We start from the raw sequence: 20,950 nt of genomic DNA, 5'->3' as shown, positions 1-20,950 counted from the left end.
GCGCTCCGCGGACCTCCTGACCCTCCGACCCGCGGCAACCCCCTCACCGCAGGCTCCGCCCGCGTCTAGCGTGGAGCGCATGGCCGATCGTCTGCGCTCCAGTGTCAGCCCCTACCTCCGCTCGCACGCGGACAATCCGGTCGACTGGTTCCCCTGGGGCGAGGAGGCGTTCGCCGAGGCGGTGCGCCGCGACGTCCCGGTGATGGTGTCGATCGGCTACTCCACCTGCCACTGGTGCCACGTGATGGCGCGGGAGTCGTTCTCGGATCCGGTGCTCGCCGCGCGGCTGAACGCGGACTTCGTCGCGGTGAAGGTCGACCGCGAGGAGCACCCGGACGTCGACACGGCCTACCTGACGGCCGCGAGCGCGTTCACCCGACAGCTCGGCTGGCCGCTGACGGCCTTCGCCAGCTTCGCCGGCGAGACCTTCTTCGCCGGCACCTACTTCCCGCCGCGCGCCGTCGGCGGCGTGCCCGCCTTCTCGGACGTCCTCGACGCGGTCTCGGAGGCGTGGCGGCTGCGGCGCGACGAGGTGCAGGCGACGGCGGGCGGCCTGGCCGCGGCCCTGCGCGAGGCGACCGCGGCGCTGCCCGCCGATGCGGCGCTGCCCGGCGACGCCGAGCTCGACGGCGCCGTCCGCGCACTCGAGGACGAGGAGGACCGGGTGCACGGCGGTTTCGGCGGCGCCCCGAAGTTCCCGGTGGCTCCCGTGCTCGGGTTCCTGGCCTCGCGGCCCTCGGGAGCGGCGCTCGCCGAGCGCACGCTGCTCGCGCTGGCCGCGTCCCCGCTCCGCGACCGCGACGGGGGCTTCTTCCGCTACGCGACGCAGGCCGACTGGAGCGATCCGCACTACGAGCGGATGCTGTACGACAACGCGCAGCTGCTCGACGTCGCGGCCGTCCTGCTCGGGCACGACGGCGCCCGGGTGGAGGAGCTGACCGGGATCGCGGAGGGCGTCGCCGCGTTCCTCCTGACCACTCTCGAGCGGCCGGGCGGCGGCTTCGCATCGGCGCAGGACTCGGAGAGCATCGTCGACGGCCAGCGCTCGGAGGGCGGCTACTACCTCGCCGAGGACCGGTCCCGCCTCGCGCCTCCCGCTCTCGACGAGAAGGTCGTCACCGGCTGGAACGGCCTGGCGATCCACGCGCTCGCCCGCGCCGGACGCGTGCTCGGACGGGAGGAGTGGCTCGACGCCGCCCGGCGCGCGGCGGACGCGGTGCTGCAGCGGCACCTCGTCGACTGCCGCGTCGCGGTGCGCGCCTCCCTCGACGGTGCCGTCTCCGCGGCCCGCCCGGCGCTGGAGGACCTCGGGATGCTGGCCGGCGGGCTCCTCGAGCTCGCCGTGGCGGAGGGCCGTCCGCGCTACGCGGTCGTCGCGCGCACCCTGATCGACGGCGCGCTCGACGCGGCCGACGGCCCGCTGCCGTTCGCGCTGCCCGGGGGAGGAGACCCGGCGCTGACCGCGCGGGGACTCCTGCTCGCGGCCGATCCCTCCGAGGGCGCCTACCCCTCCGGCCTGTCGGCGACGGCGGACGCGGCGCACGAGCTGTACCTGCTCACCGGATCGCAGCGCTACCGGGAGGCGGCCGAGGCGGTCGTCGCCTCGATCGCTCCGGGCGCGGTCCGGCAGCCGATGGGCTTCGGCGCCGTGCTCGGGCTCGCTTCGCGGCTGGCTCGCCCGGTGCGGCAGCTGGTCGTCGTGGGCCCCGGAGCGGCGGAGGCGGTGCAGGGCGCGCGGTCCGCCGGGATCGGCGTGCTGGTCGGCGTGTCCGACGAGGGCGCCCGGGACTGGGCGGACGCGGGCTTCGAGCTGTTCGAGGGGCGGATCTCGCGGGAGGGGCTGCCGACCGCCTACTCCTGCGAGGCCTTCGTCTGCGCCCTGCCGACGACCCGCCTCCCGGAGGAGCTGCTCACGCGGCCGTGACCACCAGTGGCGCCGCGGGGTCGGCGGCCCACTCGTTGAGCGAGCCGTCGTAGACGACCGCCGTGTGGACTCCGAGCACCGCCAGTGCGAGTGCATCGGCCGTCGCGGCGATCCCGCCCCCGCAGTAGAGGACGATCCGCTCGGCCTGGAGAGCGTCTCCGAACAGCGACCGCAGCCGCTCCGGCGGCAGGAGCGTGTTGTCGGCGCGGTCGACGAGCCTCCCGGCGGGGACGCTCCGCGAGCCCGGCAGGTGTCCGAGGCGGGGTCGGCGCCCCTCCTCCCCGGTGAACTCCTTCGGCGGGACCGCGCAGACCAGCGCCCCGGGAGCCTCGCCGCGCACGACGCTCTCGACGCCGGCCTTGTCGATCCAGAGCGGCCGCTCCTCGCGCACGCTGATGCCACCGCTCACGGCGGGCTCGACATGCCCCGTCTCGATCGGGCGCTCCTCCCGCCGCCAGGCCGGGAGCCCGCCGTCGAGCACCGCGACGGCGTCGTGCCCGGCCGAGCGCAGCAGCCACCACAGGCGCGAGGCCCACTGGCCGACCGCGGAGTCGTACACGACGACCACCGAGTCGTCGTCGATGCCGAGCGCGGCGGTCGCGGCGGCGAAGCGCTCCGGGTCGAGCCGGGTGAAGGGCAGGGGAGCCGCCGGATCCGACAGCTGCTCGAGCAGGTCGCCGAACACGGCGCCGGGGACATGCCCCTCGAGGAGGTACTGCTCGTCGCCGCTGAGGTAGCCGGGCCGCCCGTCGAAGCCGGGCACGAGCAGCACGCTGGCGTCGACGACGACGAGGTGCTCGCGGCCGAGCTGGTCGGCGAGCCACTGGGTCGAGACGATCGGCCGGGCGAGGTACGGGACGGAGGAGGTGCTCACCCGCCCCACGCTAGGCGCGACCGCCGACATGTGCGCCCCCGTGCGTCACGCACGGTCACGGACGCCACGGGCGCTCAGCACTCGATGACGTTGACCGCGAGGCCGCCCTCGCTCGTCTCCTTGTACTTCGACGACATGTCGATGCCGGTCTGGCGCATCGTCTCGATGACCGCGTCGAGCGAGACGCGGTGGTCGCCGTCGCCGTGCAGCGCGAGGCGGGCTGCGCTCACCGCGGTGGAGGAGGCGATCGCGTTCCGCTCGATGCACGGGATCTGCACGAGGCCGCCGACCGGGTCGCAGGTCAGTCCGAGGTGGTGCTCCATCGCGATCTCGGCCGCGTTCTCGACCTGGCGCGGAGTGCCGCCGAGCACCGCGCAGAGCGCTCCGGCGGCCATCGCGCAGGCCGAGCCGACCTCGCCCTGGCAGCCCGCCTCCGCACCGGAGATCGAGGCGTTCGTCTTGCAGAGCGAGCCGATCGCGGTGGCGGTGAGGAGGAAGCGGCGCAGCCCCGCGCGGTCGGCGCCCGGGACGAAGCGGAGGTAGTAGTGCCCGACGGCGGGGATGATGCCCGCCGCTCCGTTCGTCGGAGCCGTCACGACGCGCCCGCCCGCGGCGTTCTCCTCGTTCACCGCGAGGGCGAAGGCGTGGAGCCACTCCACCGAGGTCGCGCGGGCGCGGTCGAGAGGGTCCTCCGCGAAGGCCTCGAGGCGCTCGCGCAGCACCGAGGCGCGGCGGCGGACGCCCAGGCCGCCCGGCAGCACGCCGTCGGTCGCCAGGCCGTGCTCGACGCAGGCGGCCATGGCGTCCCAGATCGCGTCGAGGCGGGCGTCGATGTCGACCCCGGGGTGCAGAGCGCGCTCGTTCGCGGCGGCGATCTCGGCGATGCCGGAGCGGGCCCGGTCGCAGGTCGCCAGCAGGTCGAGCCCGGAGACGAAGGGGTAGGGGTGCGGGGCCAGCGCAGCCAGCTCGGCACGCTCGCCCGCGCGCCGGATGAAGCCGCCGCCGATCGAGTAGTAGGTCTCCTCCCACACCGGCAGCGCGTCGTCGCCGACCCAGACGCTGAAGGTGAGGGCGTTCGGGTGCTCCGGCAGCCTCGTGCGCGGCTCGAAGACGACGTCGTCGCGCGTCATCGCGAGGCGCTGCTCGCCGGCCAGGAGGATCGTCCCCTCCGCGTCGAGGCGCTGCCAGGCCCCGCGCACCAGCGCCGGGTCGCACGTCTCGGGGTCCAGGCCGGCGAGACCGGCGACCACCGCGTCGGGGGTGCCGTGGCCGATCCCGGTGGAGCCGAGCGAGCCGTAGAGGGTGCAGCCCACCCGGCTCACGCGGCCGAGGAGCCCGGCGTCGCGGATCCGCTCGGCGAGGGCGAGGGCGGCGCGCATCGGTCCGACGGTGTGCGAGCTGGACGGGCCGATCCCCACGCTGAACAGGTCGAGGACGGAGACGTAGGCGCTCATCCACCGAGACTACGCCGGGGCCGGCGGAGTGCGCCGCCCGAGCCGCGCCCGCGTCGAGGAGCCACGGAGATCCGGCGTCGACGAGGGTCGGCGGCGGATCAGCGCAGCGTCTTGCGCGCCGAGATCTGGCCGGTGTCGAAGCCGAGCAGGTGCAGGCCGCCGTGGAAGCGGGCGTGCTCGACCTTGATGCAGCGGTCCATCACGACGGTCAGGCCCTTCGACTCGCCGTACTCGGCCGCCTCCTGGTTCCAGATCCCCAGCTGCACCCAGACCGTGGGCGCGCCGACGGCGAGGACGTCGTCGATCACGGCGGGGATGTCGCTCGCCTTGCGGAACACGTCCACGATGTCGGGCACGACCGGGAGCTCGGCGAGGCTGCGGTAGACCGGCTGCCCCAGGATCTCGGTGGCGTTCGGGTTCACGAAGTAGAGCTCGTAGTCGCTCGACTGCTGCAGGTAGGTGGCGACGAAGTAGGAGGAGCGGGCCGGGTTCGGCGAGGCGCCGACGATCGCCACGGTCCTCGCGCGGCGGAGGATGTCGAGTCGCCTGCGGGCGTCGGGGCCCACCCAGGTGCGCTGCGAGCGCAGCATCTTCGCCAGCGGCGAGTTCGCCGGGACCGAGCAGCTCAGCCCGTTGGACAGCTGGACGACCGTGTCGGCGGTGTCGGTGGTGCTCATGCTCAGACCTCCACGGCCGGGGTGTGCAGGGTGGTGGTCGTGTCCTCGGGGAGCGCGGTCGGAGCGTCGGGGGTGCCGTGCTCCTCGACCGCGCGGGCGAGCGCCTGGTCGAGATCGTAGATGATGTCGTCCGCGTCCTCGATGCCGACGGAGAGGCGGACGAGTCCGGGGAGGACGCCCGCGTGGAGGAGCTGGTCCTCGGTGAGCTGGGCGTGGGTGGTCGAGGCGGGGTGGATCACCAGCGTCTTCGCGTCGCCGATGTTGGCGAGGTGGCTGGCGAGGTCGACCGATTCGATGAAGGTCTGGCCGACGGCGCGGCCGCCCTTGACCACGAAGCTGAAGACCGAGCCCGGTCCCTTCGGCAGGTACTTCTGCGCGCGGTCGTGGTGCGGGTGCGCGGGGAGCCCGGCCCAGTAGACGGCCTCGATCCGGGGGTCGGCGTCGAGCCATTCGGCGACGCGGCGCGCGTTGTCGACGTGCGCCTGGATCCGGTACGGCAGCGTCTCGACGCCCTGGGCGAGCAGGAACGCGGAGTGCGGAGCGAGGACCGGCCCGATGTCGCGCAGCTGCTCCGCGCGCAGGCGCGTGAGGAAGCCGTACTCCCCGAAGTTGCCGTCCCACGACAGGTCCCCGTAGGAGGCCACCGGGTCGTGCAGCAGCGGGAACTTCTCGGGGGAGTAGTGGAAGCGCCCCGACTCGACGACGACGCCGCCGAGCGTGGTGCCGTGTCCGCCGAGGAACTTGGTGGCCGAGTGGATGACGATGTCGGCGCCCCACTCGATCGGGCGGACGAGGTAGGGCGTGGCGACCGTGGAGTCGATGATCAGCGGGATGCCGGCGGCGTGCGCGACCGCGGCGAGGCCCTCGATGTCGGCGATCTCGCCGGAGGGGTTCGCGATCGTCTCGGCGTAGAGCACCTTGGTCTTCTCGGTGATCGCCGCCGCGTAGTCGGCCGGGTCGCTCGAGCGGACGAAGGTGGTGTCCACTCCGAAACGGCGGAGCGTGACGTCGAGCTGGGTGATCGATCCGCCGTAGAGGTTGGCGGAGGACACCACGTGGTCGCCCGCGCCGACGAGCGCCGCGAAGGTGATGAACTGCGCCGAGAGCCCGGAGGCCGTGGCGACGGCGCCGAGGCCGCCCTCGAGGCTCGCGACGCGCTCCTCGAAGGAGGCGACCGTGGGGTTCGACAGGCGCGAGTAGACGTTGCCGTACTTCTGCAGCGCGAAGCGGGCCGCGGCGTCGGAGGTGTCGTCGAAGACGAAGGCGCTGGTCTGGTAGATCGGCAGAGCGCGGGCGCCCGTCACCGCGTCGGGGATGTTGCCCGCGTGGATCGCACGCGTCTTGAAGCCGTACTCACGATCTGCCATGCGATCGACGCTAGCGGGAGCCGCCGACACCGCCGCGCCGGAGCGACGCATCGCGTAACAGAGCGGTCCCGCAGTGCAGAGCGACCGTGCGCGACAGAGCGGTCGAGCGGATCGGAGCGCCGATCAGAGCGCCAGCTGCACCGCGGCCAGTCCCATCGCCGCGATCGCCGCCCACGACACCAGGGCGACGAGGAGAGCACGCCACCCCGTCGTCACGAGCGCGCGCACCCGGACGGCGCTGCCGAGCGCGAAGAGGGCCGCGGCGAGGAGCCAGGTCTGCGCGGTGTCGGCGGCGGCGAGCAGTCCCTCCGGCAGGGGGAGGAGCGTGCGCAGCAGCACCGCGGCGAGGAACCCGACCACGAACAGCGGCACGATCGCCGGGCGCGTCCCGCCGGTCCCGCCTCGGCGCCTCGTGACCGCCGCCGCCACCGCGACCATCGGCGCCAGCATGACCACTCGGGTGAGCTTCACCACGACCGCCACGGCCAGCGCCGACGCTCCGGCCACCTGGGCCGTCGCCACGACCTGGCCCACGTCGTGGACCGAGGCGCCGACCCAGTGCCCGAACTGCACGTCGGAGAGCCCGAGCGGCTGCTGCAGGGCGGGGAGCACTGCGATCGCGAGCGTGCCGCAGAGCGTCACCAGCGCGACCGGCGTCGCCTGCTCCTGCTCCTTCGCCCGGGTCGCTCCGGCCATCGCGCCGATCGCCGAGGCCCCGCAGATCGAGAAGCCCGCCGCGAGCAGCAGCGGCTCCTGCCCGGGCAGCCGGAGCGCCCGGCCCAGCGCCCAGGTCAGGCCGAAGGTGGCCAGGACGATCCCGACGACGACCAGGATCGCGCCCCAGCCCAGCGCAGCGATGTCGATCAGAGAGAGCTTCAGCCCGAGCAGGACGATGCCGGCGCGCATCAGCGAGCGGGACGAGAACTTCAGGCCTGGCGCCAGCGCCCCGCTCAGCAGGGGGCGCGCCGCGGGCAGCTGCGCCACGAGGATCCCGAGCGCGACCGCCGCGGTCAGCATCGGCACTGCCGGCACCGTCGCGTGCAGCAGGGCCGCGATCACCGCCGCGACGGCGCAGGCCGCGACTCCCGGGCCCAGCCGCCGGATCATACCCACGAGGGCAGCCACATGTGGGCCTGCCAGAAGGTGAAGGACGTCTGCGCGCCGATCCAGAGCGGCAGGAAGTAGGCCGTCAGCGCCGCCGCCGCCACCGCGAAGACGAGCACCACGAGGACGCCCCGGGTGCGCCGCCTCCGCTCGTCGCCCGGACTCCCGATCACGATCCCGGCCGTCAGCGCCAGCGCCAGCATCATGTAGGGCTCGAAGACGACGCAGTAGAACTGGAACACCGTGCGGTCGAGGTAGAGCAGCCACGGCAGGTAGCCCGCGACGATCCCCATCAGCACGAAGCCGGCGCGCCACTCCCGGTACCGCGCGAGCCGGTAGAGGAGGTACACCAGCGCCAGGACCCCGGCGTACCAGATGAGCGGATTGGCGACCGAGGTGATCGCCTCGTCGCAGCGTGCGGCGGTGCAGCCGTCGACGCCCGTCGCCTGGTCGACGAAGTACATGCTGGTCGGTCGGAGCATGAGGAGCCAGGTGAGCGGGTTCGCCTCGTAGGGGTGCGAGGCCCGCAGGTTGATCGAGTAGTCGTACATCTGCACGTGGTAGTGCCAGAGGCTCTGCGCCCAGTCCGGCACCCACGCCAGAGCCCCGGTCCAGGCGTTGCCGGGGGCCTCCGACGCCCACTGCCGGGCCCATCCGCCGGAGGTGCGCAGCCAGCCCGTCCAGGTGACGAGGTAGGCGATCAGGGCGATCGGCACGACCAGGAGGAAGGTGACCGGACCCTGCTTGAGGATCGCGCCGCTGCCCCAGAACGGCACGCCCGCGCGGCGCCGCATCAGCGCGTCGACGACCACCGCGTACACGCCGAATGCCGCGAGGAAGTAGACGCCCGTCCACTTCACGCCCGCGGCCAGGCCGAAGAGCACGCCGGCCGCGAGCAGCCAGGGCCGCCACCACAGGACCGGCCCCCAGCTCGGCAGCGCTCCCGCCGCCACCTTCCGCGCCAGCTGCAGCTCGGCCCAGCGCCGGTCCAGCAGCACCGCCGCGACCCCGCAGAGCGCGACGAACATCAGGATCCCGTCCAGGAGCGACACCCGCGACATCACGATCGCGTGGCCGTCGAGCGCGAGCATCAGCCCCGCGAAGGAGGAGAGGAGGGTGGAGCGGAACAGGAGGCGGCCGATCACGATCACCAGCGCGACGGCGAGGATCCCCACGACGGCGGTCGCGACGCGCCAGCCGACGCTGTCGTCCGCGCCGAACACGCCCATCCCGAGCCCGATGATCCACTTGCCCAGCGGCGGATGCACCACGAAGGACGGCGCCCCCGTGAAGGTGTCCACGTCGCCGGCCGCGAAGCCGGGGTCCGGGTTCTCGGGCCAGGCGCCCTCGAACCCGAGGTTCCAGAGGGTCCAGGCGTCCTTCACGTAGAAGGTCTCGTCGAACACGAGCGAGCGCGGGTGGCCGAGGTTCCACAGCCGCAGCACCGCGGCCAGGGCGACCACCAGCAGCGGCAGTCCGAGCTCGTACAGCCGGCGGCGCGCGGGGGAGGCGACGAGCCGGGTGTGCAGGTCGTCGAACCAGGAGCCGCGCGGCACGTCCGGGAGCGGGGTGCGCTCCCGCGGTGCGGACGCCTCGGCGGGCTCCACCGGGACCGAGCGCGCCGATCCCGCCGCGTCCAGGAGCAGGTCGTCGAAGTCGCGCTGCGGTCGGTCCGTCACCCGGCCATGCTAACGGGGCGCCTCCTCCCGGGACGGCGGCGATCCGCGGCGGGAGGCCCCGGACCCGGCCTGGGAGACTGGCGGCATGATCATCCTCGCCGGCACTCCCATCGGAAACCTCGGCGACGCCTCCCGCCGGCTCGTGGAGGCGCTGGGCTCCGCCCGCCACGTCGCCGCTGAGGACACGCGCGTGACCATCCAGCTGATGCGCGCCCTGGGCGTCGAGAACCGGCCCGCCCTGTACGCCCTGCACGACCACAACGAGCGCGAGCGCGCCGCCGAGCTGGTGGAGCTGGCCCGCGAGGAGGACCTGCTCGTGCTGAGCGACGCGGGCATGCCCACGGTCTCGGACCCGGGCTACCACCTGGTCGAGGCGGCGGTGGCGGCGGGAGTCGCGGTCACCGCGCTGCCCGGTCCCTCGGCCGTGCTCATGGCGCTCGCCGTGTCCGGGCTCCCGACGGATCGCTTCAGCTTCGAGGGGTTCCTGCCCCGCCGGCACGGCGAGCGGGTCTCGACCTTCCGGGCGCTCGTCGACGAGCGCCGCACCATGGTCTTCTTCGAGTCCCCGCACCGGATCGGCGACGCGCTCGCCGACCTGGTCGAGGCGATGGGCCCGGAGCGGCGCGTCGTCGTCTGCCGCGAGCTCACCAAGATGTTCGAGGAGGTCCGGCGCGGCACGGCGGCCGAGCTGGCCGAGTGGGCGGCCGACGGCCTGCGCGGCGAGATCTGCCTGGTCGTCGAGGGAGCCCCCGCGCGGGAGGCGTCGCTCGAGGACGCGCTGGCCGACGTGCTGGCCCGCGTCGAGGCCGGATCGCGGCTCAAGGAGGCGTCGGCCGAGGTCGCCGAGATCACCGGGCTCTCCCGCCGCGCGCTCTACGAGGCGGCGCTCGCCTCCCGCCGCGGCTGAGGGCTCCCTCCCCTTCGGCGACCGCGGCCGGTCGTCCACAGCGTCCGTCACACGCCGGGAGCGGTGCCGCACGGTGAATAGGATGGTCGCCATGTCCGACGGCGCCTCCTTCTACCTCACGACCCCGATCTTCTACGTGAACGACGTCCCGCACATCGGGCACGCGTACACCGAGGTCGCCGCCGACGTGCTCACCCGCTGGCACCGCCAGGCGGGCGACGACACCTGGCTGCTGACCGGCACCGACGAGCACGGCCAGAAGATCCTCCGCACCGCCACCGCCAACGGCACGACCCCCCAGGAGTGGGCCGACCGCCTCGTGAGGACCGCCTGGCAGCCGCTGCTCGAGACCATCGACATCGCCAACGACGACTTCATCCGCACCACGGACGCGCGGCACGAGGTCAACGTCCAGAAGTTCCTGCAGAAGCTGTACGACGAGGACGCGATCTACACCGGCGAGTACGAGGGCTACTACTGCGTGGGCTGCGAGGAGTACAAGCAGCTGTCCGACCTCGAGGAGGGCACCGGCGACTACGCCGGCCAGTACGTCTGCAAGATCCACTCGAAGCCGGTCGAGCTGCTGAAGGAGAAGAACTACTTCTTCAAGATGAGCGAGTACACCGAGCGGCTGCTCGCGCTCTACGAGGAGCGTCCCGACTTCGTCCAGCCCGAGTCGGCGCGCAACGAGGTCGTGAGCTTCGTCCGCCAGGGCCTGGCCGACCTGTCGATCTCCCGCTCCAGCTTCGACTGGGGCGTGAAGGTCCCGTGGGACGACTCCCACGTGGTCTACGTCTGGTTCGACGCGCTGCTCAACTACATCACCGCGGTCGGCTACGGCCAGGACGAGGCGGAGTTCGAGCGCCGCTGGCCGGCGACCCACATCGTCGGCAAGGACATCCTGCGGTTCCACGCGGTGATCTGGCCCGCCATGCTCATGGCCGCGGGCCTCGAGGTCCCCCGGCAGGTGTTCGGCCACGGCTGGCTGCTGGTCGGCGGCGAGAAGATGTCGAAGTCGAAGCTCACCGGCATCGCGCCCGAGCAGATCACCGACACCTTCGGCTCCGACGCCTTCCGCTACTACTTCCTCCGGGCCATCACCTTCGGCCAGGACGGCTCGTTCTCGTGGGAGGACCTGTCGGCGCGCTACCAGTCCGAGCTCGCGAACGGCTTCGGCAACCTCGCCTCGCGGGTCGTTGCGATGCTGCACCGCTACTACGACGGCGTCGTGCCTGCGCCGGGCGAGCCGACCGAGGCGGAGGAGCACGTGCAGCGCATCGTCGCCGAGGCCGCCGCGTCGGCCGACCGGTCGATCGACGCGCTCGCGATCCACGATGCGATCACCGCCGTGTGGAGCATCGTCGAGGAGCTCAACGGCTACATCACCGAGCAGGAGCCGTGGGCACTCGCCAAGCGCGAGGAGCGCGAGCGCCTCGGCACGGTGCTCTACACCGCGACGGAGGGGCTCCGCGCCCTGGCCGTGCTGCTCTCGCCGGTCGTGCCGCGCGCGACGGCGTCCCTCTGGGAGGCGCTCGGCGTGACGGAGTCGCTCGGCGCCCTCACCGCGCAGCCGATCCGCGAGGCGGGCCGGTGGGGGGTCCTCCCCGTCGGCACGACCGTCGGGACGCTCGCCGCGCTCTTCCCGCGCATCGAGGCTCCCGCGTCCTGACGGCCGCGCCTCGACCCGTGGACGGAGCCGTCGCGCGGCCTGGAGTCGCCGACGGAGGATCCGCAGGAGAGTGCCCGATGACCGTGATCCGAACGCGAGGGGCCGGGTGCGAGCGGTCCTCCGCTCCGGGGACGGCGGGGCGCTGATGACGCGCGAGGTCCTCGACGCTCTCGAGCAGGCGGCCGAGCTCACCCGGCGCCACGTCGGGCACCCCGAGCGCGCCGCCGCGCTCGCCCTGCGCCTGCACCGGGTGACCGCTCCGACCGAGCTCGTCTACACCCGGTTCCCGCCGACCCTCAGCCTGGTGCTGGCCGGCCGGAAGCGCTCGGTGGTCGGCGACTCCGACGAGCGGTGGGGCGCCGGCCGCTTCCTGATCACCCCCGTCGATCTGCCGGTGGTCGCGGCCGTCGTGGAGACCGGCGACCGCGGCGACTTCCTGTCGGCCAACTGGCGTCTCGACCCGCTCGTGGTGGCCGAGATCGCGGCGCTCGCCCCCCGGACGGCCCCGCGGGCTCCCGCCCCGCGGATCGGCACGGTCACGGAGGAGATGGCCGACTCGCTGCGCCGACTCTTCCGTCTGCTCGACGCCCCCGCCGACATCCCGGTGCTCGCCCCCGCGATCACGCGCGAGCTCGTGCTGCGGCTGCTGCAGACGGACCAGGCGCCCCGGCTGCTGGCCGCGTCCAGCACCGTCCGCTCGGAGGCCGTCTCCCGCTCGGTCGAGGCGATGAGCGCGTCGCTGTCGCGCGGATGGACCCTCGGCGCGCTCGCCGCGGAGGCGGGCACCAGCGTGCCCACACTCACCCGCCGCTTCCGCGAGCTGACCGGGATGTCGCCGTTGGGCTACCTGCGGCGGCTCCGCCTGGGGGAGGCCAGGAGACTGCTCCTGGTCCGGGGCGACACCGCCGCGCAGGCCGCGGCCGCGGTCGGCTACGCGAGCGCGTCGCACTTCGGGCGCGACTACCGCCGCGCCTATGAGACGACCCCCGCGGCCGACGCTGCGCTCCACCCCGGGCCGCTCGTCCAGATCCACTGAGCGGCGGGCGCTGTCGCGGGGACTCCGAGCGGCGCGTACCGCGGCGTCAGACGCGGGCGCCGACGATGCCTCCGTCGACGTCGAGCGTCGTGCCGTGGACGTACGAGGCCTCGTCCGAGACGAGCCAGCGCACGGCCAGGGCGATCTCGTCCGGACGTCCGGGCCGGCCGGCGGGGGCGGACGCGGTCATCTGCTCCAGGATCGCCGCGGCGTGCTCGTTGCCGGGCGTGAGAGTCGCGCCGGGCGCGACGGCGACCACGCGCACGCCGCTCGGGCCGTACTCGGCCGCCCACGCCCGCGTGAGGTGCTCCAGCGCCGCCTTGGTCGCGGGGTAGAGCGCGGTCCCGGGCGTTCCCACCCGTCCCATCCACGAGGTGATGTTGACGACCACTCCGCTCCCGCGCTCGGCCATGGCCGGGGCGATCGCCGCGACGAGCTGGTGCGGCACGCGGATGTTCGTGGTGAGGAGGGACTCGACATCGGCGTCGCTGAGGTCGGCGGTCGGCCCCACCGGGAACACTCCGGCGTTGTTGACGAGGACGTCGATCCGCCCGTCGAGGAGGGTCAGCGCCCGCCCGGCGACGGCGCGGGTCTCCTCCGGCGTGCCCGCGAGGTCGGCGACGAGCGCGGAGGCGGTGCCCCCGTCGGCGCGGATGCCGCGGACGACGGACCCGACCCGCTCGGGGTCGCGTCCGTGCACGAGGACGTGAGCGCCGGCCCCGGCGAGCCGGCGGGCGATGGCTGCGCCGATCCCGCTCGAGGATCCGGTGACGAGGGCGTGGCGTCCGGCGAGGGAGCCGGATGCGGAAGGGGCGAGGAGCTCGGTGTCTGTCATGGCTCCAGCCTCCCGGCGGCGCGGGAGGCGGGCTGTCCCGATCCGATCGGGTGCTGACCCGATCCGCTCAGGGCGCCTCGGCGGCCGCTCTCGGCCCTCGTCCGCCCGGGACTCCGACCCCCGCGAGCCCTCCCGGTAGCCTGGAGCGCATGACCGACAGCCAGCACGTCCGCTCCCGCGAGGCCTCGTCCGGCCGCGACCTGACGTACCCGCCGCTGCCCGAGGCGCTCGTCGTCCCCGTCTACGACAACCACACGCACCTCGAGATCGCCGACGGCCTCGAGCCGCTCGACCACCGCGAGCAGCTCGACAGGGCCTCCACCGTCGGGGTCCGCGGCGTCGTCCAGGTCGGCACCGACGTCGAGACGAGCCGCTGGTCGGCCGAGCAGGCGGCGAGCGAGCCGCGGATGCTGGCCGCCGTCGCGATCCACCCCAACGAGGCGCCCGAGCTGGAGCAGCGCGGCGAGCTCGACGCCGCCCTCGCCGTGATCGCCGAGCTGGCGGAGCAGCCGCGGGTGCGCGCCATCGGCGAGACCGGGCTCGACTTCTTCCGCACCGGCGAGAGCGGCCGCGCCGCGCAGTTCCGCTCCTTCGAGGAGCACATCCGCATCGCGAAGGAGCACGACCTCGCGCTGCAGATCCACGACCGCGACGCGCACCGCGAGGTCATCGAGACCCTGCGCCGCGTCGGCGCCCCCGAGCGCACCGTCTTCCACTGCTTCTCCGGGGACGCGGAGATGGCGCGGATGTGCACGGACGAGGGCTGGTACCTCTCCTTCGCCGGCACCGTGACGTTCAAGAACGCCGAGCCGCTGCGGGAGGCGCTCGTCGCGACTCCTCGGCACCTCATCCTGGTCGAGACCGACGCGCCGTACCTCACTCCGTCGCCCTTCCGGGGCCGCCCGAACGCGCCCTACCTCCTCCCGCACACCCTGCGCTCGATGGCCGCGACCCTCGAGACCGACGTCGGCCACCTGGCCGCGACGATCGCCTCGAACACGGAGGCCGTGTACGGCGAGTGGGGCGGCGAGGTCGGCTCCGAGCCGACGGAGCCGGTCGGACCCCTCGCATGAGCGGCCGCCACGCCGCCGAGCCGACGGCCGCCGCGATCCCGCGCCTGCTGGGCCCGGCCGAGATCCGCGACCTCGCCGGCTTGCTCGACGTCACGCCGACCAAGAAGCTCGGCCAGAACTTCGTGCACGACGCCAACACGGTCCGCCGCATCGTCAAGCTCGCTCGGGTGCGCCCGGGGGAGACCGTCGTCGAGATCGGCCCCGGCCTCGGATCGTTGACCCTCGGCCTGCTCGAGGCGGGCGCGCAGGTCGTGGCCGTCGAGATCGACGGGCGCCTCGCCGAGCAGCTGCCGCGCACCGTCGGGCTGATGGCGCCGGGCGCCGATCTCGCGGTCGTGCACGCCGACGCGATGAAGGTGCTCGACCTGCCGGGGGAGCCGGTCCGGCTCGTCGCCAACCTCCCGTACAACATCTCGGTGCCGGTGCTCCTGCACTTCCTCGAGCACTTCGCCAGCATCCGGTCCGGAGTGGTGATGGTGCAGTCCGAGGTCGGGCACCGGCTCGCCGCCGGTCCCGGCTCCAAGGTCTACGGCGGCCCGAGCGTCAAGGCGGCGTGGTTCGGCTCCTGGACGACGGGCGGCGCGGTCTCGCGTCAGATCTTCTGGCCGGTGCCGAACGTCGACAGCGTGCTCGTCGCGTTCGACCGCGGCGAGGAGCCGGGCGACGAGACCCTGCGCCGCGCCGTCTTCGCGGTCGTCGACGCGGCGTTCGCGCAGCGGAGGAAGATGCTCCGCCAGTCGCTCGCGACCCTCTTCGGCGACAGCGCCGCGGCGATCGTCGCGCTCGAGCGGGCCGGCGTCCCGCAGACCGCGCGCGGCGAGGAGCTGGACGTCGCCGCCTTCGTCCGCCTGGGCCGCGAGCTCGATCCGGCGCGGGTCCCCGTGCGCGGCGCGGCGGTGCCCGACGGGTCGCCGGCGGAGACCGACGGGGACGACACGGACGGCGACGGGGAGCCCGCCCCGGGTGCGGACGAGGGCGCCTCCGCCACCCTGTAGCGTGGATGCATGGCCCACCGCGCGACGTCGAACCGGGTCCACGCGCGGGCGCCCGGCAAGATCAACGTGTTCCTCAAGGTCGGCGCCGTGCGCGACGACGGGTACCACGAGCTGGCCACCGCGTTCCAGTCGCTCTCCCTCTACGAGGACGTGTTCGCGGAGGAGGCGGCCGACTTCTCGGTCTCCTTCTCGGGCTCGATCGACACCTCCCGCCTGGCCGTCGACGGCTCCAACCTCGCGATCAAGGCGGCTCGGGCGCTCGCCCGGGCGACCGGCTACCGCGGCGGCGTGCACCTCGAGATCGAGAAGAACGTCCCCATCGCCGGCGGCATGGGCGGCGGCTCGGCCGACGCAGCCGCGACCCTGCTCGCCTGCGACGCGCTCTGGGGCACGGCCTGCACGAGGGAGCAGCTGCTCGGCATCGCCGCGAGCCTCGGCGCCGACGTCCCCTTCTCCTTCACCGGCGGCACCGCGATCGGGGTCGGCCGCGGCGACGAGCTGAGCCCGGCGCTCGCCAAGGGCCGCTTCGAGTGGGTGCTGGTCCTCTCAGAGGAGGGCCTGTCGACCCCCGAGGTCTACAGCGAGCTCGACCGGCACCGCGAGCGCCACCTGCACGACTTCCGCCCGATCTCGGCGACCCCCGCCATCGATCCGAACGTGCTGCAGGCCCTCCGCGCCGGCGACGCCGCCATGCTCGCCGACGCGATGCACAACGACCTGCAGGCGCCGGCGCTGCACCTGCAGCCCGGGCTCGCCCGCATCCTCGAGCTCGGCGAGGGCCGCGGGGCGCTCGGCGGCCTCGTCTCGGGGTCCGGACCGACCGTGGCGTTCCTCGCTCCGGACGCCGATGCGGCGGCCGACCTGCAGCGCGAGCTGAGCTCCGCGCGGCTGAGCGCCGTGCGGGTCTCCGGCCCGGTCCACGGGGCGCGGCTGCTGTCGACCTAGTCGCGGAGGCGGTGCCTCCGGAGCGGGGCGCGCGAGCCCCGCGCCCGGCGCCCTCCACAGACGGTCCGCAGAGAAGTTCCGACCTCGTGGCTTAGAGTGCCGCTCATGTCCCGCCGAGCCACCCTCTTCGCGATCCTCTCCGGGATCGTGGCCGCCGTCGTCGCCCTCGCGGCCGCCGAGGTCGTCGCGGTCTTCACCGGAGCGGGCGGCAGTCCGCTGGTCGCGGTCGGCGGCTTCGTCATCGACATCGTGCCCCCGGGCGTGAAGGACACGGTCATCGCGCTCTTCGGCACCGGCGACAAGCTCGTGCTGCTGGTCTCGATCGGCCTCGCGATCGCGCTGCTGGCCGTCGGCGCGGGAGTCCTCGAGTACCGCCGCCCGCCGTTCGGCGTGCTGCTGCTGGCCGTCGTCGCGGGCGCCGGTGCGCTCGCCGCCGTCAGCCGCGAGGGCGCGTCCGGGATCGACGCGGCGCCGAGCGTCGTGGGCATGGTGGCCGGTGCCGCGGTGCTCCGCTCGGCCTCCGTCCGCCTCCGCGGCTGGCAGGAGGAGCGCGAGAGCGACTCCCCGGACCGCCGGTCGTTCCTCCGCCTGGTCGGGATCGCCGGAGTCGCCGCGGTCGCCGCCGGCATCGGCGCCCGCTTCCTCACGTCCGCCTCCGCCGCCGTTACGGCCGTGCGCGAGGCCGTGTCCCTGCCGGCTCCCGCCTCGGCCGCCGCGCCCGTCCCGGCGGGCGCCGTGCTCGACGACATCGACGGCATCAGCTCCTACGTCACTCCCAACTCCTCGTTCTACCGGATCGACACCGCGCTCTCGGTGCCGTCGGTCGAGCCCGCCGACTGGTCGCTGAAGATCACCGGCATGGTGGAGGAGGAGATCGAGATCACCTGGGACGAGCTGCTGGCACTGCCGCTCGAGGAGCATCTGGTCACCCTGTCCTGCGTGTCCAACGAGGTCGGCGGCGACCTGATCGGCACCGCCCTCTGGCTGGGCTACCCGATCCGCGAGCTGCTGGCCCGCGCCCGGCCGACCGCCGGCGCCGACATGGTGCTCTCGCGGAGCATCGACGGCTTCACCGCCTCCAGCCCGCTCGACGTGCTGCAGGACGAGGACCGCGCGAGCCTGCTCGCCGTCGGGATGAACGGCGAGCCGCTCCCGGTCGAGCACGGCTTCCCCGTCCGGATGGTCGTCCCCGGCCTCTACGGCTACGTCTCGGCGACGAAGTGGGTCGTCGAGCTGAAGGTCACGACCTTCGCGGAGGACCTGGCCTACTGGTCGACGCGCGGCTGGACCGAGCGCGGGCCGATCAAGATCGAGTCGCGGATCGATGTGCCGCGCCAGGGCCAGACCGTCGAGGCGGGGACGGTCGCCGTGGCGGGAGTCGCCTGGGCGCCGCACACCGGCATCGCGAAGGTGGAGGTGCAGATCGACGGCGGCGCCTGGCAGGAGGCGCGCCTCGCCGAGCAGGTCACCGCGGACACGTGGATCCAGTGGGTCCTCGAGTGGGACGCGACGGTCGGCGACCACGTCGTGACCGTGCGCGCCACCGACGCGGACGGCACGGTGCAGACCACGGTCGAGCGCCCGCCTGCCCCCGACGGTGCCACGGGACTGCACCGCCGCTCGGTGTCCGTCTCGGAGCCGGCAGCCGCGGGCTGAGGTCCGGGGGCCGCGACCCGGCCGCACTGTGATCGACCCGCGGCGGACCGCTCAGGCGGCACCGCCTAGGCTGGATCCCTATGGCACATCTGCTGGGCGCCGAGGCGCTGCGACTCGAGTACCCCACACGCGTGATCTTCGACGACGTCTCCCTGGGGATCGAGGAGGGCGACCGCATCGGGATCGTCGGACGCAACGGCGACGGCAAGTCGACCCTCCTGCGCCTGCTCGCGCAGCGCATCGAGCCGGACAGCGGCCGCGTCACGCACCGCCGCGGCGTCACGCTCGGGATGCTCGACCAGGCCGACACGGTCGATGAGGACCTCACCGTCGCCCAGGCCGTCGTCGGCGGGCTCCAGGAGCACGAGTGGGCGGGCGACGCGCGCACCCGAGACGTGATCGCGGGCCTGCTGCGCGACGTCCCCTGGGACGGAGTGGTCGGCTCCCTCTCGGGCGGGCAGCGGCGCCGGGTCGCCCTCGCGAAGCTGCTCGTCGGCGACTGGGACGTCGTCTTCCTCGACGAGCCCACCAACCACCTCGACGTCGAGGGCATCGCCTGGCTCGCCGAGCACCTCAAGCGCCGCTGGGCGGCGTCGTCGGGCGGGCTCGCGGTCGTCACCCACGACCGGTGGTTCCTCGACGAGATCTGCACCGCCACCTGGGAGGTGCACGACCGTCTCGTCGAGCCGTTCGAGGGCGGGTACGCGGCGTACATCCTGCAGCGCGTCGAGCGCGACCGGATGGCCTCGACCATGGAGGCCAAGCGCCAGAACCTGATGAAGAAGGAGCTCGCCTGGCTCCGCCGCGGCGCCCCCGCCCGCACGGCGAAGCCCAAGTTCCGGATCGACGCCGCGAACCAGCTGATCGAGGACGAGCCCCCGGTGCGCGACTCGGTCTCGCTCTCGCAGCTCGCCGTCTCGCGCCTGGGCAAGGACGTCGTCGACCTGCTCGACGTCACCGTCCGCTACGGCGAGCGGACCGTCCTCAACCGCATCGAGTGGCGGATCGCGCCCGGCGAGCGCACCGGCATCCTGGGCGTGAACGGCGCCGGCAAGTCGACCCTCCTCGGCCTGGTCGCGGGCAGCGTGGAGCCGACGAGCGGCCGGGTGAAGCGCGGCACCACCGTGCGCGTCGCGATCCTCGACCAGCAGCTGCGCGAGCTGACCGGGGTCCAGCACCGGCCCGTCCGCGAGATCATCGCGGAGCAGCGCACCAGCTACTCCATCGGCGGCAAGGAGATGACTCCGGGCCAGCTGCTCGAGCGCCTCGGCTTCTCGAGCGCGCAGCTCTCGACGCCGGTGAAGGACCTCTCGGGCGGTCAGCGCCGGAGGCTCCAGCTCCTGCTCATCCTGCTCAGCGAGCCCAACGTGCTGATCCTCGACGAGCCGACCAACGACCTCGACACCGACATGCTCGCCGCGATCGAGGACCTGCTCGACTCCTGGCCGGGCACCCTCCTCGTCGTCTCGCACGACCGGTACCTGCTCGAGCGCGTCACCGACCAGCAGTACGCCGTGATGGACGGCGCGTTCCGCCACCTGCCCGGCGGCGTCGAGCAGTACCTCGACCTGCGCCGCGCGCTCGAGAAGGGTGCGCCCGCGGCGGCGTCGTCGGGCTCCTCCTCCGCCGCGCCGGCGTCGAGCGGACTCGCGGGGGCCGAGCGCCGCACCGCGGAGAAGGAGGTGTCGGCGATCGACCGGCGCCTGCACAAGCTCACGCAGCTGACGAAGACCGTGCACGAGAAGATGGCGACGCACGACCAGGACGACTACGACGGCATCCTGGCGCTCAACGCCTCGCTCCGAGCCTACGAGGACGAGGCGGCCGAGCTCGAGCTGCGCTGGCTGGAGCTCTCGGAGCAGCTCGAGGGCTGACGCCGCTCTCCTCCGCGGCACCGGCAGCTGTCCCGTACCGCGTGGGCGGGCCGCCGTCGCGGGCCCGGGGCGACCGGCTCAGCCGAAGTCGAGGGAGAGCTTCCGGAGGAGCTGCGCCAGCCGCTCCTGCTGCGCGTGGGTGAGCGCGCCGAGCAGCTCCTGCTCCGCGTCGACCAGGCGGGTGATCGCCGCGTCGACCCGGGCGAGCCCCGACGGCGTCATCTGCACCAGCACGCCGCGCCCGTCGTTCGGGTCGTCGAGGCGCTCGACCAGGTCGCGCTCGACCAGCCGGTCGATGCGGTTGGTCATGGTGCCGCTGGTGACCATGGTCGCCTGGAGGAGCTGCTTGGGGCTCATCCGGTACGGCGCGCCCGCGCGCCGCAGGGCCGAGAGCACGTCGAACTCCCACGTCTCGAGCTCCGACCGGCCGAAGGCGCTGCCGCGCGCGCGCTCGAGCTGCTTGGCCAGCCGGCGCATCCGCGAGAAGACCTGGAGCGGCGTGAAATCGAGATCGGGCCGCTCCCGGACCCAGGCGTCGACGATCCCGTCGACCTCGTCATTCGCACTCACCCGTCCATTGTGGCGGCTACGCGGCTCGGGCGACGCCGGGAGGCGGACGGGCCCGGGAGGCGGACGGGCCGGGAGGCGGACGGCCGGGAGGCGGGGGCCTCCCGGGCCGCCGTCGCCCGCCCGAGCGGCGGCCGCCCGCGCCCGAGGCGGGGCCGGGGGCGCGGGGGTGGCAGGATGGACGGCGCGCGATCGCGCGGTCCGCCATGGTGTAACGGCAGCACGGCAGCCTTTGGAGCTGTCCGGTCCAGGTTCGAATCCTGGTGGCGGAGCGGCACCAGGACGGTGCGCTCACGGAGGAGAACGCGAAGAAC

General features: G+C 73.8%; 17 protein-coding genes and 1 tRNA gene. 10 read left to right on the top strand and 8 right to left on the bottom strand.

What is annotated here, in order from left to right; translation table 11 throughout:
- Positions 1-79: 79 nt before the first annotated feature.
- Positions 80-1,924 (top strand): thioredoxin domain-containing protein, encoded by a 1,845-nt coding sequence (locus C5C44_RS10120; protein WP_104335787.1) that lies wholly within the window; start codon positions 80-82, stop codon positions 1,922-1,924.
- Here the strand turns inward: C5C44_RS10120 and C5C44_RS10115 are convergent.
- The 6 genes from C5C44_RS10115 to C5C44_RS10090 form a co-directional block, all read right to left on the bottom strand.
- A complete protein-coding gene (locus C5C44_RS10115; protein ID WP_181069150.1) occupies positions 1,911-2,798 on the bottom strand; it encodes a sulfurtransferase in 888 nt (295 codons plus the stop codon). The two genes, C5C44_RS10120 and C5C44_RS10115, sit on opposite strands and share 14 nt — an antisense overlap.
- 74 nt (positions 2,799-2,872) lie before the next feature.
- The gene (locus C5C44_RS10110; RefSeq protein ID WP_104335786.1) at positions 2,873-4,252 is read right to left on the bottom strand and encodes an L-serine ammonia-lyase; all 1,380 of its coding nucleotides are present in this window, start codon (positions 4,250-4,252) and stop codon (positions 2,873-2,875) included.
- 98 nt (positions 4,253-4,350) lie between these two features.
- Complete coding sequence (locus tag C5C44_RS10105) at positions 4,351-4,929, bottom strand: CoA-binding protein (protein ID WP_104233696.1); 579 nt, start codon at positions 4,927-4,929, stop codon at positions 4,351-4,353.
- A gap of 2 nt (positions 4,930-4,931) precedes the next feature.
- Complete coding sequence (locus C5C44_RS10100; RefSeq protein ID WP_104260321.1) at positions 4,932-6,296, bottom strand: O-acetylhomoserine aminocarboxypropyltransferase/cysteine synthase family protein; 1,365 nt, start codon at positions 6,294-6,296, stop codon at positions 4,932-4,934.
- A 123-nt stretch (positions 6,297-6,419) separates the two neighbouring features.
- The gene (locus C5C44_RS10095) at positions 6,420-7,403 is read right to left on the bottom strand and encodes a YeiH family protein (protein WP_104226922.1); all 984 of its coding nucleotides are present in this window, start codon (positions 7,401-7,403) and stop codon (positions 6,420-6,422) included.
- Entirely contained in the window at positions 7,400-9,079 is a 1,680-nt protein-coding gene (locus tag C5C44_RS10090; RefSeq protein WP_258066714.1) for a dolichyl-phosphate-mannose--protein mannosyltransferase, read from the bottom strand. The genes C5C44_RS10095 and C5C44_RS10090 overlap by 4 nt, the downstream gene beginning before the upstream one ends.
- An 85-nt stretch (positions 9,080-9,164) precedes the next feature.
- Between C5C44_RS10090 and rsmI the strand changes: the two genes are divergently transcribed.
- The 3 genes from rsmI to C5C44_RS10075 all read left to right on the top strand — a co-directional run bounded on the left by rsmI (position 9,165) and on the right by C5C44_RS10075 (position 12,691).
- Positions 9,165-9,986: a 16S rRNA (cytidine(1402)-2'-O)-methyltransferase gene (gene rsmI / locus C5C44_RS10085; RefSeq protein ID WP_104226923.1), complete on the top strand. Its 822-nt coding sequence runs from the start codon at positions 9,165-9,167 to the stop codon at positions 9,984-9,986.
- A 91-nt stretch (positions 9,987-10,077) separates the two neighbouring features.
- Positions 10,078-11,655, top strand: a complete 1,578-nt coding sequence (gene metG / locus C5C44_RS10080) for a methionine--tRNA ligase (RefSeq protein ID WP_104335785.1) — start codon at positions 10,078-10,080, stop codon at positions 11,653-11,655.
- Between the two features lie 70 nt (positions 11,656-11,725).
- Positions 11,726-12,691: an AraC family transcriptional regulator gene (locus C5C44_RS10075; RefSeq protein ID WP_258066713.1), complete on the top strand. Its 966-nt coding sequence runs from the start codon at positions 11,726-11,728 to the stop codon at positions 12,689-12,691.
- Between the two features lie 46 nt (positions 12,692-12,737).
- Here C5C44_RS10075 and C5C44_RS10070 read toward each other — a convergent pair whose 3' ends face one another.
- Positions 12,738-13,526, bottom strand: coding sequence for an SDR family NAD(P)-dependent oxidoreductase (locus tag C5C44_RS10070; protein ID WP_104335784.1), 789 nt, complete (start codon positions 13,524-13,526; stop codon positions 12,738-12,740).
- Positions 13,527-13,675: 149 nt separating this feature from the next.
- Between C5C44_RS10070 and C5C44_RS10065 the strand changes: the two genes are divergently transcribed.
- From C5C44_RS10065 to C5C44_RS10045, 5 genes are all read left to right on the top strand, one after another.
- Complete coding sequence (locus C5C44_RS10065) at positions 13,676-14,599, top strand: TatD family hydrolase (protein ID WP_104222332.1); 924 nt, start codon at positions 13,676-13,678, stop codon at positions 14,597-14,599.
- Positions 14,596-15,594, top strand: coding sequence for a 16S rRNA (adenine(1518)-N(6)/adenine(1519)-N(6))-dimethyltransferase RsmA (rsmA, locus tag C5C44_RS10060; protein ID WP_104335783.1), 999 nt, complete (start codon positions 14,596-14,598; stop codon positions 15,592-15,594). The genes C5C44_RS10065 and rsmA overlap by 4 nt, the downstream gene beginning before the upstream one ends.
- A 9-nt stretch (positions 15,595-15,603) precedes the next feature.
- Entirely contained in the window at positions 15,604-16,539 is a 936-nt protein-coding gene (locus tag C5C44_RS10055) for a 4-(cytidine 5'-diphospho)-2-C-methyl-D-erythritol kinase (RefSeq protein ID WP_104222334.1), read from the top strand.
- Between the two features lie 105 nt (positions 16,540-16,644).
- Positions 16,645-18,195, top strand: a complete 1,551-nt coding sequence (locus tag C5C44_RS10050; RefSeq protein ID WP_104335782.1) for a molybdopterin-dependent oxidoreductase — start codon at positions 16,645-16,647, stop codon at positions 18,193-18,195.
- A gap of 80 nt (positions 18,196-18,275) precedes the next feature.
- A complete protein-coding gene (locus tag C5C44_RS10045; RefSeq protein ID WP_104222338.1) occupies positions 18,276-20,069 on the top strand; it encodes an ABC-F family ATP-binding cassette domain-containing protein in 1,794 nt (597 codons plus the stop codon).
- A gap of 78 nt (positions 20,070-20,147) precedes the next feature.
- Here C5C44_RS10045 and C5C44_RS10040 read toward each other — a convergent pair whose 3' ends face one another.
- Positions 20,148-20,639, bottom strand: coding sequence for a MarR family winged helix-turn-helix transcriptional regulator (locus C5C44_RS10040; protein ID WP_104222340.1), 492 nt, complete (start codon positions 20,637-20,639; stop codon positions 20,148-20,150).
- A 197-nt stretch (positions 20,640-20,836) separates the two neighbouring features.
- On the opposite strand from C5C44_RS10040, the gene C5C44_RS10035 reads away from it, so the two are divergent.
- A tRNA-Gln gene (locus tag C5C44_RS10035) sits at positions 20,837-20,908 on the top strand.
- Positions 20,909-20,950: the final 42 nt, after the last annotated feature.

It is taken from the genome of Rathayibacter sp. AY1F6 (assembly GCF_002932035.1).
Taxonomy (GTDB): Bacteria; Actinomycetota; Actinomycetes; order Actinomycetales; family Microbacteriaceae; genus Rathayibacter.
This window is presented reverse-complemented; position numbering and strand designations above follow the sequence as displayed.

What these genes read in the sequence shown, in the direction of transcription:
- C5C44_RS10050 (WP_104335782.1), top strand. Translation starts at nt 16,645, where the DNA reads ATGTCCCGCCGAGCCACCCTCTTCGCGATCCTCTCCGGGATCGTGGCC.
- C5C44_RS10070 (WP_104335784.1), bottom strand. Translation starts at nt 13,526, where the DNA reads ATGACAGACACCGAGCTCCTCGCCCCTTCCGCATCCGGCTCCCTCGCC.
- metG (WP_104335785.1), top strand. Translation starts at nt 10,078, where the DNA reads ATGTCCGACGGCGCCTCCTTCTACCTCACGACCCCGATCTTCTACGTG.
- C5C44_RS10105 (WP_104233696.1), bottom strand. Translation starts at nt 4,929, where the DNA reads ATGAGCACCACCGACACCGCCGACACGGTCGTCCAGCTGTCCAACGGG.
- C5C44_RS10110 (WP_104335786.1), bottom strand. Translation starts at nt 4,252, where the DNA reads ATGAGCGCCTACGTCTCCGTCCTCGACCTGTTCAGCGTGGGGATCGGC.
- C5C44_RS10065 (WP_104222332.1), top strand. Translation starts at nt 13,676, where the DNA reads ATGACCGACAGCCAGCACGTCCGCTCCCGCGAGGCCTCGTCCGGCCGC.
- C5C44_RS10045 (WP_104222338.1), top strand. Translation starts at nt 18,276, where the DNA reads ATGGCACATCTGCTGGGCGCCGAGGCGCTGCGACTCGAGTACCCCACA.
- C5C44_RS10055 (WP_104222334.1), top strand. Translation starts at nt 15,604, where the DNA reads ATGGCCCACCGCGCGACGTCGAACCGGGTCCACGCGCGGGCGCCCGGC.
- C5C44_RS10120 (WP_104335787.1), top strand. Translation starts at nt 80, where the DNA reads ATGGCCGATCGTCTGCGCTCCAGTGTCAGCCCCTACCTCCGCTCGCAC.
- C5C44_RS10095 (WP_104226922.1), bottom strand. Translation starts at nt 7,403, where the DNA reads ATGATCCGGCGGCTGGGCCCGGGAGTCGCGGCCTGCGCCGTCGCGGCG.
- rsmA (WP_104335783.1), top strand. Translation starts at nt 14,596, where the DNA reads ATGAGCGGCCGCCACGCCGCCGAGCCGACGGCCGCCGCGATCCCGCGC.
- rsmI (WP_104226923.1), top strand. Translation starts at nt 9,165, where the DNA reads ATGATCATCCTCGCCGGCACTCCCATCGGAAACCTCGGCGACGCCTCC.
- C5C44_RS10100 (WP_104260321.1), bottom strand. Translation starts at nt 6,296, where the DNA reads ATGGCAGATCGTGAGTACGGCTTCAAGACGCGTGCGATCCACGCGGGC.